The 16,065-nt window shown below is 70.9% G+C and carries 16 protein-coding genes and 1 pseudogene; 6 read left to right on the plus strand and 11 right to left on the minus strand.

The genetic code is table 11. The annotated features are described in order from the left end of the window. Window positions 1–116: 116 nt before the first annotated feature. On the plus strand, window positions 117–470 hold the full coding sequence (locus ACZ4N5_RS03255) for an ATP-binding protein (RefSeq protein WP_467755427.1): 354 nt from the start codon (window positions 117–119) through the stop codon (window positions 468–470). 182 nt (window positions 471–652) lie between these two features. Here the strand turns inward: ACZ4N5_RS03255 and ACZ4N5_RS03260 are convergent, their stop codons facing one another. The 5 genes from ACZ4N5_RS03260 to afsQ1 all read right to left on the minus strand — a co-directional run bounded on the left by ACZ4N5_RS03260 (window position 653) and on the right by afsQ1 (window position 4,885). Then, on the minus strand, window positions 653–856 hold the full coding sequence (locus ACZ4N5_RS03260; protein WP_467755428.1) for a PspC domain-containing protein: 204 nt from the start codon (window positions 854–856) through the stop codon (window positions 653–655). 113 nt (window positions 857–969) lie between these two features. Beyond that, window positions 970–1,521, minus strand: coding sequence for a VanZ family protein (locus tag ACZ4N5_RS03265; RefSeq protein ID WP_467755429.1), 552 nt, complete (start codon window positions 1,519–1,521; stop codon window positions 970–972). Window positions 1,522–1,584: 63 nt separating this feature from the next. Continuing rightward, window positions 1,585–2,190 (minus strand): hypothetical protein, encoded by a 606-nt coding sequence (locus ACZ4N5_RS03270; RefSeq protein WP_467755864.1) that lies wholly within the window; start codon window positions 2,188–2,190, stop codon window positions 1,585–1,587. A 437-nt stretch (window positions 2,191–2,627) separates the two neighbouring features. Next, window positions 2,628–4,211 carry an ATP-binding protein gene (locus tag ACZ4N5_RS03275; protein ID WP_467755430.1) on the minus strand — a complete coding sequence of 528 codons (1,584 nt, stop codon included), beginning with the start codon at window positions 4,209–4,211 and terminating at the stop codon, window positions 2,628–2,630. Then, entirely contained in the window at window positions 4,208–4,885 is a 678-nt protein-coding gene (gene afsQ1, locus ACZ4N5_RS03280) for a two-component system response regulator AfsQ1 (RefSeq protein ID WP_355851816.1), read from the minus strand. Before afsQ1 ends, ACZ4N5_RS03275 begins: the two co-directional genes overlap by 4 nt. A gap of 296 nt (window positions 4,886–5,181) precedes the next feature. Here afsQ1 and ACZ4N5_RS03285 point away from each other — a divergent pair, with 296 nt between their 5' ends. Continuing rightward, a complete protein-coding gene (locus ACZ4N5_RS03285) occupies window positions 5,182–5,976 on the plus strand; it encodes a SigE family RNA polymerase sigma factor (RefSeq protein WP_467755431.1) in 795 nt (264 codons plus the stop codon). Between the two features lie 329 nt (window positions 5,977–6,305). Here ACZ4N5_RS03285 and ACZ4N5_RS03290 read toward each other — a convergent pair whose 3' ends face one another. Next, the gene (locus tag ACZ4N5_RS03290) at window positions 6,306–6,944 is read right to left on the minus strand and encodes a uridine kinase family protein (protein WP_467755432.1); all 639 of its coding nucleotides are present in this window, start codon (window positions 6,942–6,944) and stop codon (window positions 6,306–6,308) included. A 227-nt stretch (window positions 6,945–7,171) separates the two neighbouring features. Between ACZ4N5_RS03290 and ACZ4N5_RS03295 the strand changes: the two genes are divergently transcribed. Beyond that, entirely contained in the window at window positions 7,172–7,579 is a 408-nt protein-coding gene (locus tag ACZ4N5_RS03295; RefSeq protein WP_467755433.1) for a hypothetical protein, read from the plus strand. 136 nt (window positions 7,580–7,715) lie between these two features. Here the strand turns inward: ACZ4N5_RS03295 and ACZ4N5_RS03300 are convergent, their stop codons facing one another. The 5 genes and pseudogenes from ACZ4N5_RS03300 to tnpA form a co-directional block, all read right to left on the minus strand. Beyond that, on the minus strand, window positions 7,716–8,621 hold the full coding sequence (locus ACZ4N5_RS03300) for an aldehyde dehydrogenase family protein (RefSeq protein WP_467755434.1): 906 nt from the start codon (window positions 8,619–8,621) through the stop codon (window positions 7,716–7,718). Then, window positions 8,622–10,079, minus strand: coding sequence for an aldehyde dehydrogenase family protein (locus ACZ4N5_RS03305; RefSeq protein ID WP_467755435.1), 1,458 nt, complete (start codon window positions 10,077–10,079; stop codon window positions 8,622–8,624). Window positions 10,080–10,085: 6 nt separating this feature from the next. Continuing rightward, window positions 10,086–11,081 (minus strand): deoxyribose-phosphate aldolase, encoded by a 996-nt coding sequence (gene deoC / locus ACZ4N5_RS03310; protein ID WP_467755865.1) that lies wholly within the window; start codon window positions 11,079–11,081, stop codon window positions 10,086–10,088. 598 nt (window positions 11,082–11,679) lie between these two features. Beyond that, on the minus strand, window positions 11,680–12,597 hold the full coding sequence (locus ACZ4N5_RS03315; protein WP_467755436.1) for a class I SAM-dependent methyltransferase: 918 nt from the start codon (window positions 12,595–12,597) through the stop codon (window positions 11,680–11,682). Between the two features lie 244 nt (window positions 12,598–12,841). Next, a pseudogene (gene tnpA, locus ACZ4N5_RS03320) lies at window positions 12,842–13,270 on the minus strand (IS200/IS605 family transposase). Between the two features lie 23 nt (window positions 13,271–13,293). Here tnpA and ACZ4N5_RS03325 point away from each other — a divergent pair. From ACZ4N5_RS03325 to ACZ4N5_RS03335, 3 genes are all read left to right on the plus strand, one after another. Next, window positions 13,294–14,574 (plus strand): RNA-guided endonuclease InsQ/TnpB family protein, encoded by a 1,281-nt coding sequence (locus tag ACZ4N5_RS03325; RefSeq protein ID WP_467755437.1) that lies wholly within the window; start codon window positions 13,294–13,296, stop codon window positions 14,572–14,574. Between the two features lie 101 nt (window positions 14,575–14,675). Beyond that, on the plus strand, window positions 14,676–14,984 hold the full coding sequence (locus tag ACZ4N5_RS03330) for a MerR family DNA-binding protein (protein ID WP_467755438.1): 309 nt from the start codon (window positions 14,676–14,678) through the stop codon (window positions 14,982–14,984). A 52-nt stretch (window positions 14,985–15,036) separates the two neighbouring features. Further along, window positions 15,037–15,708, plus strand: coding sequence for a PH domain-containing protein (locus tag ACZ4N5_RS03335; RefSeq protein ID WP_467755439.1), 672 nt, complete (start codon window positions 15,037–15,039; stop codon window positions 15,706–15,708). The last annotated feature ends 357 nt before the right edge of the window (window positions 15,709–16,065 follow it).

Raw genomic sequence — 16,065 nt, forward strand, 5'->3', positions numbered from 1 at the left:
TTCACCTCTTCTCCATGACTCGGCCGCTTTTCGATGTTTGCGGAGGGCGGGTTTGCGTGTTTACGGTTTTGGACCGCTCACATCCCCGTCTCACCCATCCCAAGGACGCACTCACGATGAAGCAGTCTGCTGCCAAGACCCTCGGTGTCGCCGCTCTCGGCGCCGCTTTCGCCGCTGTCGGCGCGGGAGCCGCGAACGCCGCCCCGGCCGTGCCGGACGCCTCCTCGGCCCTGGACACCGTCACCAGGACGCTGCCCGCCGAGAACGTCGCCTCGGCGCTGCCCGGTGCCGGTCAGGCACTCGCCCAGGGCCAGAGCGCCCTCGGCACGGGCCTGGCCGCCGCGAAGCCCGCCGCCGGGCGTCTGCTCGCCGACGGACCGGCCGCGCCCGTGGCCGGACTGCTCGGGGGACTGCCGCTGCAGGGGCTGCCCACGCACGGTCTGCCGGTGAACGGGATTCCGCTGGGCTGACGTTCTCCTTCGGACGAAGGTCCCCTGCCTGTCCGAGCTCGGGTCCCTTCGGCCGTACGGAACGAACGCCGGCGGTACGCCTGCCCGCTGCACGCACTCCGCCTGTACGAACGCCGGTGGGGCGCACCCTACGAGGGTGCGCCCCACCGGCTCGCCGTGGGTCCGCAGGGTGCCCACACGGGTCACCAGGCGGTGCGGGAGGCCTTGTCCTCGGAGGGGAAGAGGATCCACAGCGCTATGTAGAGCAGGAACTGCGGGCCGGGGAGCAGGCAGGACAGGACGAAGATGACACGCATCGTCGTCGCGGAGGTGCCGAAGCGCCGTGCCAGCGCAGCACAGACTCCGCCGATCATGCGGCCGTTCGTGGGGCGGGCAAGGGCGGTCATGGTGGCTCCTTCGCGAACCGTCGTCGAGTGCCGGCGGACCGGCTTCGTCGTCCTCATCGATGTCTTCACCGATGTCTTCAACGCTACGGGGACGAAGCGGGCGAAGCCTCGCTCTACGGAGCGATCCCGACCCTGGGAATCGTCGGGGTCCGACCCTGAGCGGGCTCCTCCCGAAGGACGGCCGCGCGGCGCCGGGTCTCCGCCCGGCGACGGAACCGGGCCCGGGCGGCGGGCACGATCGCGAGGTGCGCGAGGGCCACGCCGACGGTGTTCAGCATGATCGAGTCGATGTCCACGACCTGGCCGGGGACACCGGTCTGGAGCAGCTCTATGCCCAGCGACAGCAGCGCGCCGGCGGCGGTCGTCCGCAGGAGGGAGCCGAGGGGGGAGACGGCGAGCCTGCCCCCCGCCATCGGGAGCAGGACGCCCAGCGGGGCGAGCAGGCCGAGGCCCGCGGCGATCCGGCGGGCCGCCACCTCGGGGCCCAGTGCGAGGTCGCCTCTGATACCCGCGAAGGGCCGCAGGTTGGCGGCGCTCACCCAGGGGACGTCCAGCGGGCGCAGCGTGATCCAGGCGACGAGCGCCAGGTGTGCGACAAGGAGGACACCTCCTGCCACACGGACGCGGGTGACGGCGCTGCCGCCGTCTGAACCTTGACGCTGCACGCCCCCCAAGACGCGGGGTCCGGCACGATCGGTTCCGTGGCGGGGGTTTTCGCCCCCGTCACGTCACGAGCCCTGGACCGCCGTCGACGCCGGGGACTCGTCGCCCGGGGCGGCACGGACCTCTGGGGTGCACTCGTAACTGCGCAGGGGAGCGGGGGCGGGACCGCCCAGGACGACGCTGCCGTCGTCCCGCGCGGCGGCCGAGTCCGAGAAGGTGCAGACGATCTGGGCGAGGGCCGTCGAGGTGAGGTCCTCAGGCGAGGTGCTCAGCCGGAGTGTGTCCTCCGGGTCACCGTCGTGGGGCCCGCTGACCGTCATGCCCCCACGCACGTCCGTCGTGTACCCGGCCTGCTCCTCGGGCGTCGACGGTGCCTCCGCGAGTTCGTCCAGCAATGCCTGGGCCACCAGGACCCGGCGCGCCGCCTCCGCCGTGCCGTCCGGGATGCGCACCGACCGGTCGACGGTCACCAGCTGCGCCGAGCAGAGCAGGAAGACCTGGACCGGTACCCCGTGCGCGGACTGGCTGGAGATGTCGGCGCCGGAGAGGGCGCAGGGCACTCGCGAGGGAGCCGGACCGAAGTCGGTCGGCACCTGCGTGGAACGGATACCGCACCCCGTGACCAGCGCGGCGAGCAACGGAAGGGCCAGCCAGGGCCGCACCCTCCGCAGCCGCGAGCGTCTGGACCGGCGTCCGGGTCCCGCGGAGTCCGTCACCCGGGGGCGCGCGGCCCGCGGAGAACCGACGGCCCGAGGGCGGCTGGTCCCCGGCGAACCGGCGGCCTCCTGGCGGATGGCCTGCGGGGAGCCGGTGACCTGCGTGGAGTGGGGTGCCGAGGGGCGGCTGGTCCCCGGGGTGTCGGCGGCTTGCGCGTGGATGGCCTCCGTGGAGCCAGTGGTGTGCGTGGAGGTGGCCTGTGCGGAGTGGGGTGCCGACGGGCGGTTGGTCCCCGGGGTGTCGGCGGCCTGCGCGCGGGTGGCCTCCGTGGAGCCGGTGCCCTGCGGGCGGGCGGTTTTCGGGAGGGCGGTGGCGCGCGTCGGGGCTGTCTGCGGGGAGCCGGTGGCCCGCGACGGGCGGGTGGGCCGTGAGTCGGTGGAGCGTGCGGTGGTCATCCGGCGGTGCCTTCCGTGCCGTTCCCGTGCGCGGAGCCGTCACGGCCCTGCGGGTCGTCGGCGAGCAGCTCCGACGCGTCCTGGGGCAGGCGCAGCGTGAAGACCGCCCCGCCCTTGGGCGCGTTCGCCGCGATGATCTCGCCACCGTGGATGTGAGCGTTCTCCAGGGCGATGGAGAGGCCGAGGCCGCTGCCCTCGGAACGCGGGCGGGACGCGCTGGCCTTGTAGAAACGGTCGAAGACATGCGGCAGGACGTCCTCGGGGATACCGGGGCCGTGGTCCTGCACCTCGATGACCAGTTCCTCGCCCTCCAGCCGCACCGACACCCGCACCGGCGAACCGCCGTGCTTGAGCGCGTTGCCGATCAGGTTCGCGAGGATCACGTCGAGACGCCGCGGGTCGAGCCGGGCCGTCATGCCGCGCTCGGCGTCCAGGTCGACGGCGTCCAGCCAGGCGCGCGCGTCGATGCACGCGGTGATCTGGTCGGCGATGTCCACGTCGTCGAGGATGAGCCGGGCGGTGCCCGCGTCGAAGCGGGTCACCTCCATCAGGTTCTCGACGAGGTCGCCAAGACGCCGGGTCTCGCTGACGACCAGCCGTACGGCCGGCTCGATCATCGGGTCGACGCTGCCGGTCTCCGCGTCCAGTTCCTCTTCGAGGATCTCGGTGACGGCGGTGATCGCGGTGAGCGGCGTACGGAGTTCGTGGGACATGTCGGCGACGAAGCGGCGGGACGCCTCGTCCCGCGCGCTCATGTCCGCGACCCGCTTCTCCAGGGCCTCCGCAGTCCGGTTGAACGTCCGTGACAGATCGGCGAGTTCGTCCGTGCCGGAGACCCGCAGCCGGGTGTCCAGCTTGCCCTCGCCGAGCCGGCGGGCCGCGGTGCCCAGTCGGTGGACCGGCTTGAGGACCGTGGTCGCGGCGGCCTGGGCGAGCAGCGCCGAGCCGATCAGCGCAAGCCCCGTCGCGATCCCCAGTGACCAGGCGAGGGAGTTGAGATCCTTGGCCTCCGGCTCCAGGGACTTGAGCATGTAACCGGTCGTGCTGCCGTCGATCACCCGCGCGCCGCCCACGAGATACGGCTTGTCGTGTTCGGTGATCCGCTGCCAGTACAGGTGGTACGCGGACTTGTTGGTCGAGGACAGCGGCTGCTGCTTGTTCACCGCCTTCTGGAGGGACTTGGGTACGTCCTCCAGCGTGAAGGTGTCCAGCTCGGAGTTGCCGGTGATCGTCCTGCCGCCCGCGTCCTCGGCGGTCAGCAGCACACTGAAGCGCTGGCTGCTGTTCGCCATCTGCCCGGCCGTGCGCTGGAGTTCGTCCTGCGCGGGGTGCACCGGCAGCATGCTCGCGTGGTTGCGCATCTCCTGCTGGAAGTCGCGCAGCACCGCGTCCTGGGTGCGCGTCAGCACGGCCTCGCGGTTGAGCCAGTACGCGATGCCCGAAGCGGACACGGCGGCGGTGAGTGCGACGAGTCCGAACACCACGACCAGGCGCAGCCGCAGGCTGGTGAAGCGCAGACCGGACAGCAACGCCTTGCGCGCCGCGGCCCAGCCGCGGAGCTTGTCCTGCGGTTTGGTCACTGAGGGTTGTCCAGCCGATAGCCGACGCCGCGCACGGTACGGATCAGGGTGGGCGAGGACGGGACGTCCTCCACCTTGGCGCGCAGCCGCTGCACACAGGCGTCGACCAGGCGCGAGTCGCCCAGGTAGTCGTGCTCCCACACCAGACGCAGCAACTGCTGGCGGGACAGGGCCTGTCCGGGCCGGCGGCTCAGCTCCAGGAGCAACCGCAGCTCGGTGGGCGTCAGTTGCAGATCCTCGCCGTTCTTGGTGACCGTCATCGCGGCACGGTCGATGACCAGCGAGCCGAACGCCGCCGAGTCGTTCGCCTCCCGCTCGCCGCGGCGCAGCACGGCACGGATCCGGGCGTCGAGCACCCGGCCTTGCACCGGCTTGACGACATAGTCGTCGGCGCCGGACTCCAGTCCGACCACGACGTCGATGTCGTCGCTGCGCGCGGTCAGCAGAATGATGGGCAGCTGGTCGGTGCGCCGGATGCGCCGGCACACCTCGAATCCGTCGATGCCGGGCAGCATCACATCCAGCACGATCAGGTCCGGCCGCTGCTCGCGCAACAGCTTCAGACCGTCCTCGCCGGTGGCAGCGGTGGCCACACGGTGTCCCTGGCGCGTCAAAGAGAGCTCCAGGGCCGTACGGATGGCGTCGTCGTCCTCGATCAGCAACAGGGAAGGCACGGACGTCATTCTGGCCCATGTCATGCTCGGGTATCGACCGTTGGAGCGCTCCCACTCGTCTCTCGCGCACAACGAAGGCCCTCGCGGGCGACGGCCGGGGCCCAAGTGGTCATCTGGGTAGTCGTACCGCTCTTCTCTGTGATCGCGCTGTGCCGCGCCTGGGAACGGCCCCTGTGACAGGTCTGTGACAGTCGGCGGACACGGCCATGAAGTGGGCCCGGCAAGCTTTTCGACACAAGGCAGGACGCACGACGGAACGAACCGAAGAACCGGGACTCCACGACGGGGGGCGCGAGATGAACACGCTGCACAGCACCAACACTGGCGCAGTTGTCACGCGGCTCCATGACGTCAACCGGGCCACGGAGAAGTCCGGCGCCGTGATCGGGCGGGGGTGCGATCGCGGCGCCGGGCGTCAGCACACCACGTACATGACGGTGGTTGACGCCTTCACGGGGGACAACACGGCGGCGACAGCCGCTGTGAGCACGGCCGGGGGGAAGGCTCACGGGGGAGCCGTGTACGGGGAGGTCACGGGGGAGCGTCACTCCGAGGCGGGGGTAGGGGATGCCGAAGCGGCGTTCACCGCCTACGTCCAGGAGCGCCGCGCCTCCCTGTACGCAACCGCCTACCACCTGACCGGCGACCGCTTCGAGGCCGAGGACCTGCTGCAGAGCGCGCTGTTCTCGACGTACCGGGCGTGGGACCGGATCAGTGACAAGGCCGCGGTCGGGGGCTACCTCCGCCGCACCATGACCAATCTGCACATCAGCGCGTGGCGCCGCCGCAAGCTGAACGAGTACCCGACCGAGGAACTGCCGGAGACGCCCGGTGACACGGACGCGATGCGCGGCACCGAGCTGCGCGCGGTCCTGTGGCAGGCGCTGGCCCGGCTGCCCGAACTCCAGCGCACGATGCTGGTCCTCCGTTATTACGAGGGCCGCACCGACCCGGAGATCGCGGAGATCCTCGACATCAGTGTCGGCACGGTGAAGTCCAGCATCTGGCGGTCGCTCCGCCGGATGCGCGAGGACGAGGTCCTCAGCTTCGGCCGTGACGAGGAGGAGTCCTTCGGGGAGCTTGTCGCCTGAAGGTCTGGGGGGAGCGGTAACGAGTAACAGGTAGGACGGGGGAGCCGGCTCCGGGGGGAGCCGGTGACGGGGGAGTCGGTTCCGGGGGGAGCCGGTGACGGGGGAGTCGGTTCCGGGGGGAGCCGACGCACAACGGGGTCACGGGGGAACGGGTCACGGGAGTCAACCGTGTCACGGGGGACCACGGGGGAAACGGAAGAAGGTCCAGGCGGACGGGGGTTCGCCTGGACCTCTTTTCGTTGCCCGGGAGCCCACGGGCGCGGCCCCACCCGGGAGCAGGGTCCGTGGACTCGTCCACCGGGCTGTGCCCGCTCGGCGCGGGGCTTTTGCTACGCGGCTGTCGTGCGGTCGGACGCCCGTCGTCCGGTCGCGGCGGCCGTCAGCCGGCCGAGTGCCTCGTCCCGGTCGCAGGGGTGGGCGCCCAGAGCCGCCTGGCGGGCCACGATGGAGCGCTCGGCCCGCATCAGCCGCCAGCCGCGGCGCAGCAGGAAGGGCACCGACTTGCGGCCCTCCTTCAGATCCCGCACGAAGCGCCGCCGGAACGTGGTGACCGCGCCCCGGGACAGGCACAGCGCGTCGGCGAGCACGCCGAGTTCACGGCAGCGCTCGACGATCTCGGCGGCGAAGATCCCCTCCGCGATGAACAGCGGTGTCGGCTCCATGCTCAGGGCCTCGGTCCCGGTGCGGGCGCTCAGCGAGATGTCGTAGACGGGGATGGTCGTACGTCCCGTACGGCACAGTTCCTCGATCGCGGCGACGGCGGTGTCCGCGTCCCAGGACAGCGGGTGGTCCCAGTCGATGTCCTCGCTGCCCTCGACCTGGGGCAGCGTGGGGTCCGTGCCCTCCTTGTAGAAGTCGTCGAGGCGGAGCACGGGAAGCCCGGAGTCGGCGGCGAGAAGGGACTTCCCGGAGCCGGAGGGGCCGCAGAGCAGCACCACGCGGGCGGGTATCGGGGGAGGGGAACCCAATGGTCTGTACCTTCTGTGACGGGTCCGGCGGCGCCGCACGTCGGCGCGGCTCCCGGCCATTATCCCCGGCTCCGGCGCCCGGGCCGACTGGCGCTGATATGTCTGTTGACCCGCAGGGGCGAATCCGTCGCCAGGACCGCCCCGCCCGCGACCCCCGTCAACTACTCTGCGTGTCGCTCCACTTGCTCTCAGCTCCCGCCCTCCGCTATGTCAAAGAGGAAAACCTGATGGCGCGACACGCAGCCCAGCAGAACACCCTGGCCCGTACGACCGCGCGGATCGCCGTGGCGGTCGGCGTGGCCGCTGCCGGTGCGGCCGCGGCCTCCCCGGCCTTCGCGGACACGGCCCCCGTCGTGGACGCCCTGCGCACCCGGCCCGCCTCGCTCGGCAACGTCGACCCGCAGGCAGGCCTCCAGGCCCTGACCGGCACCGTGGGGTATGTCACGGGCCCGGTCGCGGCCCTCAAGCCCAACCCGCTGGCCGGCACCGGCGTGGACCCGCTCGACAACGGCGTGGGCACCCAGCTCGCCGACTTCAAACCGCTGACATCGCAGGCCCTTACGGGGCCGGTTGCGGAGGCGGAGTCGATCGGCGGCATTCCGGTGCTGGGGCAGGTGACCGGACTCCTGCATTGAACTGCGGACACGAGAGAGCCGCGCTCCCCCTGGACGGAGGGGAAGCGCGGCTCTCGTGTGCGCGGGGCCCCGGGGACACGGATCGGGGCCCCGACATCTCGGCGCGTCAGCGCGCCGCGGGGCGGGCGGGTACGGCTCAGTAGGACGAGCCCGAGGCGCCCAGGGAGCCCGTCGGGTGCCAGACCGTCTTGGTCTCCAGGAAGGCCGTGAGGCGCTCGGTACCGGGAGTCCGCGCGTAATCCACAGGCTGTGGACGAAGAACGCGCTTCAGGTTGTCGGCCGCCGCGATCTCCAGCTCCTTCGCCAGGACCTCGTCCGCGCCGGCCAGGTCGATCGCGTTGACGTCCTGGTGCGCGGCCAGCGGGGCCGCGATCTCCGCGGTCCGTCCCGACAGGATGTTGACCACGCCGCCCGGCACGTCGGAGGTGGCCAGCACCTCGCCCAGCGACAGGGCCGGGAGCGGGGACTTCTCACTGGCGATCACGATCACCGTGTTGCCGGTGGCGATCACCGGGGCGATCACCGAGACCAGGCCCAGGAACGACGACTCCTGCGGAGCGAGCACGGTGACGACACCGGTCGGCTCCGGGGAGGACAGGTTGAAGTACGGGCCCGCGACCGGGTTGCCGCCGCCCACGACCTGGGCGATCTTGTCGGTCCAGCCCGCGTACCAGACCCAGCGGTCGATCGCCGCGTCGACGACGGCCGCCGCCTTCGCCTTCGACAGGCCCTCCGCGTCGGCCACTTCGCGGACGAACTGCTCCTTGCGGCCCTCCAGCATCTCGGCGACGCGGTACAGGACCTGGCCGCGGTTGTACGCCGTGGCGCCGGACCAGCCGCCGAACGCCTTGCGCGCGGCGACGACCGCGTCACGGGCGTCCTTGCGGCTCGACTGCGGAGCGTTCGCCAGCCACTTGCCCTTTGAGTCGGTCACCTCGTACACCCGGCCGCTCTCGGAACGCGGGAACTTGCCGCCCACGTACAGCTTGTAGGTCTTGAAGACGCTCAGACGCTGCTGCTCGGACTTCTCGGCTGCACTCATTTATCGCTCGCCCTCCTGGCTCGACGGGGCGAGGTACGCCTCCAGGCCGTGACGACCGCCCTCGCGGCCGAAGCCCGACTCCTTGTACCCGCCGAACGGCGAGGTCGGGTCGAACTTGTTGAACGTGTTGGACCAGATGACACCCGCGCGGAGCTTGCTCGCGACGGCGAGGATGCGGGAGCCCTTCTCGGTCCAGATACCCGCGGAGAGGCCGTACGGGGAGTTGTTGGCCTTCGCGACCGCCTCGTCCGGGGTGCGGAACGTGAGGACGGACAGCACCGGACCGAAGATCTCGTCACGGGCGATGGTGTGCGCCTGCGTGACGTTCGTGAAGAGCGTCGGGGCGAACCAGTAGCCGGAGGACGGGAGTTCACAGGCCGGGGACCAGCGCTCGGCACCCTCGGCCTCGCCCTGGTCGACGAGCGTGGTGATGCGGGAGAGCTGCTCGGCGGAGTTGATCGCGCCGATGTCCGTGTTCTTGTCGAGCGGGTCGCCGAGGCGCAGGGTCGACAGACGGCGCTTGAGCGAGTCGAGCAGCTCGTCGTGGATCGACTCCTGGACCAGCAGACGCGAGCCCGCGCAGCAGACCTGGCCCTGGTTGAAGAAGATGCCGCTGACGATGCCCTCGACGGCCTGGTCGATCGGGGCGTCGTCGAAGACGATGTTCGCGCCCTTGCCGCCCAGTTCGAGCGTGACCTTCTTGTGCGAGCCCGCGATCTGCCGGGCGATCGACTTGCCGACGGCGGTGGAGCCGGTGAAGGCCACCTTGTCCACATCCGGGTGCTCGACGAGGGCCGCGCCCGCGTCGCCGTACCCGGGAAGGATGTTGACGACGCCCCTGGGCAGGCCCGCCTGGCGGCAGATGTCCGCGAAGAACAGCGCCGACAGCGGCGTGGTCTCGGCGGGCTTCAGGACGACCGTGTTGCCGGTCGCGAGGGCCGGGGCGATCTTCCACGCCAGCATCAGCAGCGGGAAGTTCCACGGGATGACCTGGCCCGCGACGCCCAGCGGGCGCGGGTTCGCGCCGAAGCCCGCGTGGTCCAGCTTGTCGGCCCAGCCCGCGTAGTAGAAGAAGTGCGCGGCGACCAGGGGGAGATCAGCGTCCCGGGTCTCCTTGATCGGCTTGCCGTTGTCCAGCGTCTCCAGGACGGCCAGCTCGCGGCTGCGCTCCTGGATGATCCGCGCGATGCGGAACAGGTACTTGGCGCGCTCGGAGCCCGGCAGCGCGGACCACTTCGCGAAGGCCTTGCGGGCGGCCTTCACCGCGCGGTCGACGTCCGCCTCGCCCGCCTGGGCGATCTCGGAGAGGACCTCTTCGGTGGAGGGGGAGACGGTCTTGAAGACCTTGCCGTCGGCGGCCTCGGTGAACTCACCGTCGATGAACAGGCCGTAGGAGGGCGCGATGTCGACGACGGAGCGGGACTCGGGCGCCGGTGCGTATTCGAATGCGGAAGCCATGATGGATCAGTCCACCGTCACATAGTCGGGGCCGGAGTAGCGGCCGGTGGCCAGCTTCTGACGCTGCATCAGCAGGTCGTTCAGGAGCGAGGACGCGCCGAAGCGGAACCAGTGGTTGTCCAGCCAGTCCTCGCCCGCCGTCTCGTTCACCACGACCAGGAACTTGATGGCGTCCTTGGTGGTGCGGATGCCGCCGGCCGGCTTCACGCCGACCTGCACCCCGGTCTGGGCACGGAAGTCGCGGACGGCCTCCAGCATCAGCAGCGTGTTCGAGGGCGTCGCGTTCACGGCCACCTTGCCGGTGGAGGTCTTGATGAAGTCGGCCCCGGCCAGCATGCCGAGCCAGCTCGCCCGCCGGATGTTGTCGTAGGTCGACAGCTCGCCGGTCTCGAAGATGACCTTCAGGCGGGCGGCACCCGAGGCCTCCTTCACGGCGACGATCTCGTCGTACACCTTCATGTACTTGCCCGCGAGGAACGCCCCGCGGTCGATGACCATGTCGATCTCGTCGGCGCCCGCGGCGACCGCGTCGCGCACGTCGGCCAGCTTCACGCCGAGGGCGGCGCGGCCCGCGGGGAAGGCGGTCGCGACGGAGGCGACCTTCACCCCGGAACCGGCGACGGCCTCCTTCGCGACGGCCACCATGTCGGGATAGACACAGACCGCCGCCGTGCTGGGCGCCGTGCGGTCGGTCGGGTCCGGGAGCACCGCCTTGGCGCCGAGCGCCCGGACCTTGCCCGGGGTGTCCGCGCCTTCCAGCGTCGTCAGGTCGACCATCGAGATGGCGAGGTCGATGGCGTACGCCTTCGCGGTGGTCTTGATGGAACGGGTGCCGAGCGAGGCGGCGCGCGCCTCCAGGCCGACCGCGTCGACGCCGGGCAGCCCGTGAAGGAAGCGGCGCAGCGTGCTGTCGGACGTGGCGACGTCGCCGAGCGCGTGGGTGGGGGCACCACCCTGCTCGAGCGGAGTCGAGAGCTTGGGGGAAGGTGCAGAGGTGGGCATGGTCACCAGACGAGCATATCTACGCGCGTAGCGGCTGTACAGCCCCGGGTATGACCAAGGGATTTTTTGCCCGCCGGGGTCCGCGCCCGGGTGGCGGGGCGACCGTGCTCACGTGGGGGAACGGGTGGGGGGCTGTGGGTGACGGGGCGGGCTTGTCGCCGGGGTCTCGTTCCTCGGCTGTCGCACGGCCGGCCGGGGGCCCGCCCTGTCGCACGGAGCGAGCCGCCGGGTGCCGGCAGTCGCACGGGCGGAGGCGCGCGGGCGTCCGCCCCGTGCACGGCGGGCACTCGCTCGGTCGCTGTGCGGCGCCGCACGACCGGACGTGCTGGCGGCCTGGCGGGCGGCCGTACGGGGGCGGGGGCGGGGGACGGTGTCACGGGGGGCTCGCCCGAGGCTCACAGGTCGCCGTTGCCGTTGCCGTTGCCGTCGCCGTACGGCGGGGCGGCCGCACCGCACGGCGGGACGGTGACGGGGTCCAGGGCAGGGGTCGGGGGTGGCCCCAAGGGGTGGGGGACCTTGCGGCGGGGCGGTCGGGGGTGGGGTGGTGGGTAGGGGGCCGCTTTGTCCGGTGGGCGTGGGGTGGGTCGGGGGTGGGCCTCTACCCGGCCGGTGTGGGGTGGTCGGCCGGTGCCGGGTGGGGGGAGCGGGCGTCGATCTGCCAGCAGGCCGCCGTGAAGCGGACCTCTGTGCCGTGTACGAACGGGTCGAAGGCGGCGCGGACCGTTTCGCCGACCCGCGCCCGGGTCGGTTCGTCCGTCTCGCGCAGGGCGATGCCGACCGGGCCGAACCGGCTGAAGTACGGGGCCAGCTCCGTCTCGGGCAGGACACAGGGGGCGTCGACGGGCCGGATGTCGATCCCGGCCCAGCCGCTCTCCTCCAGCAGCCGGCGCACCCTGTCCGCGTCCGACAGGGCGAACTGACCCGGTGCGTCCGGCCGGCGCTCCGGCAGGTCCGGCAGGAGCGGTGCCGCGGCGCGTTCGGCCGTCGTCATGAACGGGTTCTCCGCGATGTCGCGCCAGACGATGAACCGGAGTCGGGCGTCCTCCTTCGCGGCCCGCCGCAGGTTGGTGAAGGCCCGTACCGGATCATCGAAGAACATGACGCCGAAGCGCGAGACGACCGCGTCGAAGACCGCGGGTTCGAAGACATGATCCTGCGCGTCGGCGCGGACGAAGGAGGCTCGCGCCCCCTCCCGCGCCGCACGGGCTCGGGCGGCCTCGACCATCGGCCCGGAGATGTCGACGCCGACACACCGGCCCTTGGCGCCGAGCCGCCGCGCGACGGCCACCGTCGTGCCGCCCGTGCCGCACCCGACATCGAGCACCCGGCCCCCGTGCCCCGCCGGAACCGCTTCGACGAGCAGCTGCTCCAGCGGCGCGAACAATGCGTCCACCACGTCCTGGGCCTCGACCCAGGCGTTCCCGGACGGGCCGTTCCAGCGCACCGCCTGCTCGTTGTCCGCCTTGCCGCCCGCCCTGCGGTCCGCCTTGTCGTCCGCCTTGCGGATGGGTTCCATGACGCCTCCCGTGCTTGCCCTCATGACGTGGAGATGACACCGTCCTACTTCAAGCCGACTTGAGGTCAAGAGGATGCCGGATCTGGACATCGCCGAAGTGGCACGGCGCGCCAAAGTGCCCGCTTCGACCCTGCGCTTCTGCCTCTGATCTTGTGCAGTGCTCCGTCGTTTAGGGCGGGGGTGAGGTGCATCCTTGGTACGGAGGCGCGAAGCGCCGGAGTTCTCTGCGCCTGGGTGGTGACGGTCAGTTGGGTCGCTGCTGGTTCTCGATGTACTGGCGGACGACGGTGAGCGGTGCGCCGCCGCATGATCCGGCGAAGTAAGAGCCGGACCAGAAGTGTCCGCCCCACAGGTATCGGCGGACATGCGCGTCGTACTCCCGGCGGAGTCTGCGCGAGTTGACACCCTTGAGGCTGTTGACCAGCTTGGAGAGCTGGACCTTGGGCGGGTAGTGCACGAGTAGGCGCACATGGTCCTGCCCGCCGTCGAACTGCTTCAGCTCGGCCTCGAAGTCGGCGCAGACCTCCCGCATGATCTCTTCGGTGCGAGTCAGCATGGCGTCGGTGATCGCCTTCCGCCGGTACTTCGTGACAAAAACCAAGTGAACGTGCAGGTTGTGGACAACATGACGTCCGGTGCGTACATCAGGGTGAGGGTTTCAGCGCGGTGACATAAACCAACGTTATGCTCTCGGCCGTGAGTCAAGCCCCCCTGGTCAAGCGGCAGTTCGGGCACAGCGCCCGGCTCTCACTGTCTCCTGCCGACGTCCGTACGGTGGATGACCAGGCGCACGCCGCCCGCACGATGTGGAATCTCCTCCACGCGTGGTGGCAGTTGATGCCGAAGGAAAAGCGGACCCTGGCGAGTGCGGACGCTGCGATCCGCCAGGCCCGCAAGGACATCGACTTCCTCGCAGTCCTGCCCGCCCAGGCTGCGCAGGCCGTGTTGAAGACGTACTTCCAGGCGTGGAAGAACTGCTGGGACGGCCGGGCGGATGCCCCGACCTTCAAGGGCCGGATCCGGTCGCTGCTGTCCGTGGACATCCCGCAGGGCCGGGACCTCAACATCACCCGTGTGCACCGGCGTTGGGGCCTGGTCAACATTCCCAAGGTGGGGCGTGTCCGGTTCCGCTGGACCAAAGACCTCCCCCTGGGCAAACACTCCGACAACGAGAACCGCGTCACCGGTGCGCGGCTGGTCAAGGATGCGCTCGGCTGGCACATCGCCTTCCGCGTCCTGGTCCTCGAAGCCAAGCCCGAGCCTCACCGAGGGCCGGAGGTCGGCATCGACGTGGGCGTTACCGTCCCCATCGCCCTGTCGGACGGCATCACCAAGACCCACGGTGAGTGGCTGACCGGGCACGAACAGTTCAAACTCCTACGACTGGAGCAGCGCGCGGCGCAGCGCAAGCGGCACCGCAGGCCCGGCGAGCGCACCAGCCGCCGCCTGCACCACACATACGATCGGATCGCGGGACTCCGCGCGAAAGCCAAGCGCCGTGCCCTGGACTGGCAGCACCACACGACCACCGCCATCACCAAGCAGTACGGCACCGTCGTGGTTGAAGCACTCACCATCACGAACATGGTCAAGTCCGCCAAGGGCACCATCGAGAAACCGGGGAAGAACGTCGCCCAGAAGGCAGGGTTGAACCGCTCCATCACCGGCGAGGCGTGGGGCCGTACGGTCACCATGCTGGCGTACAAGGCCGCCCGGTACGGCGGCACCCTGCACAAGGTCCCGGCCCCGAACACCTCCCGGCGCTGTTCCATGTGCGGCTTCACCACGCCTGGCAGCCGGGAGAGCCAGGCCGTGTTCGTATGCAAGAACCCGGACTGCGGCTGGTCGGGGAACGCCGACCACAACGCGGCCCGGAACATCCTGCACCTGTACCGGACGGGCCTCGCGCTCGTCCCGGCTGCCGGGAGGGCAGTCGTCAGGCGCGCGAAGCGCGTCAAGCCCGCTGCCGCAAGGTAAGCAGGAATCTTCCGGCTCCAGCCGGGAGAGCACTTCAAGAGGAGAAGGGGCTGATCGCCCCGACCGGCCGACGCGGTCCGCGGCGGCAGTTCGACCCCGGCGTGCTGGAGCGGCTGGCGCTGATCGCGCTCGGGCGCTCCGCCGGCTTCTCGCTGGACGAGATCGCCCGCATGTTCGCGCCGGACGGGCGCCCGCGCATCGACCGTCAGGTCCTCGCCGACAAGGCCGACGAACTGGACCGGACGATCCGAGAACTCGGAGTGCTGCGCGACTCCCTCCGGCACACCGCCGCCTGTCCGGCGCCGAGCCACCTGGAATGCCCCACCTTCCGCCGGATCCTGGGGGCCATCGTGTCCGGCGCGGTCGCGGTCCCGGAGAAGCGGGCTTCGCGAGGGCCTTCGCGACCATAGCGAGACCCGACCGAGCTCAAGTCCGTCGCACACGTCGTGCACAATCGGGACCATGACCACCCCCGACCACCAGTCACCCCTTCCGGACGCCTCGCGACCCGAGGCCAGGGACCGGATCTACCGGTCACCAGCCGGTATCGCGGGCGGCGTCCTTCTCCTGTTCATCGTGGGCTGGCTCGGCGTCGACGCGCTGATCTCCGGACACGGCCGCACCCCTTGGCTGGCGCTCGCCGGGCTGATCCTTGCCGTCCCTGCGGTGGCCGCCTTCACGCTGCGCCCCGCGGTCTACGCGAACGAGGACCGGCTGCGCGTCCGCAACCCGCTCCGCGTGATCGTGCTCCCCTGGGGCCAGGTCGCCTCGCTGCGCTCGCACTACTCGAACGAGGTGGTCGACGCCTCCGGCACGAAGTACCAGCTGTGGGCGGTGCCCGTGTCGCTGCGCGCACGCAAGAAGGCGGCCAGGCAGCCGGTGCCGGGTGCGGCCGGCCGTGAGGGCCGTCTGTCGTCGCTGGGCCGTCCGTCCGCCTTCGGCCGGGGAGCCGTCAACGACGCGCCGACCCGCCCCGAGACCGACCGGATCATGGACGAACTGCGCGAGCTGGCCGAGGCCAGGGCCACCGCGGACAGCGCGCAGGGCGAGGTCACGGTGCGCTGGGCGTACGAGGTGATCGGCCCCGCGCTCGCCGGCGCCATCGTGCTGGCAATCCTGCTGGCCGTGGGCTGAGCCGAGCCGCGCCCACCTCGGCGGTCGGGAGGCAGTCGGCCCACCCTTGGCGCGCCGCCGAGCCACTCCCACCTCGCGGTTGAGGCGGAACTGGTTCGGCAGGATCCGGATCTTCTGGATCTGAATCGCGCCGAGATCAAACTCTGAAGTCCGGAGTCGAGATCGAACTCTGAAGTCCACATGCGGGACCGTCCGAATCGGATCGGTCAGTCCCGATGGGGCACGGCCAGGCGCCCCGGCTTTCTCGCCGGGGCGCCTGGCCCGTCTGTTCCGGCCGAGAGCCTCCGGTGAGGCGCTGACCGGTTCGGCGACGTGCATGGCGTTCGGGGAGGGGTCCGCCACGTCCGGGATGCTGGG

This window comes from Streptomyces sp. NPDC026500 (assembly GCF_055567635.1).

Coding starts and splice junctions, on each gene's coding strand:
- ACZ4N5_RS03255 (WP_467755427.1), top strand. CDS start 117: ATGAAGCAGTCTGCTGCCAAGACCCTCGGTGTCGCCGCTCTCGGCGCC.
- ACZ4N5_RS03260 (WP_467755428.1), bottom strand. CDS start 856: ATGACCGCCCTTGCCCGCCCCACGAACGGCCGCATGATCGGCGGAGTC.
- ACZ4N5_RS03285 (WP_467755431.1), top strand. CDS start 5,182: ATGAACACGCTGCACAGCACCAACACTGGCGCAGTTGTCACGCGGCTC.
- ACZ4N5_RS03295 (WP_467755433.1), top strand. CDS start 7,172: ATGGCGCGACACGCAGCCCAGCAGAACACCCTGGCCCGTACGACCGCG.
- ACZ4N5_RS03300 (WP_467755434.1), bottom strand. CDS start 8,621: ATGAGTGCAGCCGAGAAGTCCGAGCAGCAGCGTCTGAGCGTCTTCAAG.
- ACZ4N5_RS03305 (WP_467755435.1), bottom strand. CDS start 10,079: ATGGCTTCCGCATTCGAATACGCACCGGCGCCCGAGTCCCGCTCCGTC.
- deoC (WP_467755865.1), bottom strand. CDS start 11,081: ATGCCCACCTCTGCACCTTCCCCCAAGCTCTCGACTCCGCTCGAGCAG.
- ACZ4N5_RS03315 (WP_467755436.1), bottom strand. CDS start 12,597: ATGGAACCCATCCGCAAGGCGGACGACAAGGCGGACCGCAGGGCGGGC.
- ACZ4N5_RS03335 (WP_467755439.1), top strand. CDS start 15,037: ATGACCACCCCCGACCACCAGTCACCCCTTCCGGACGCCTCGCGACCC.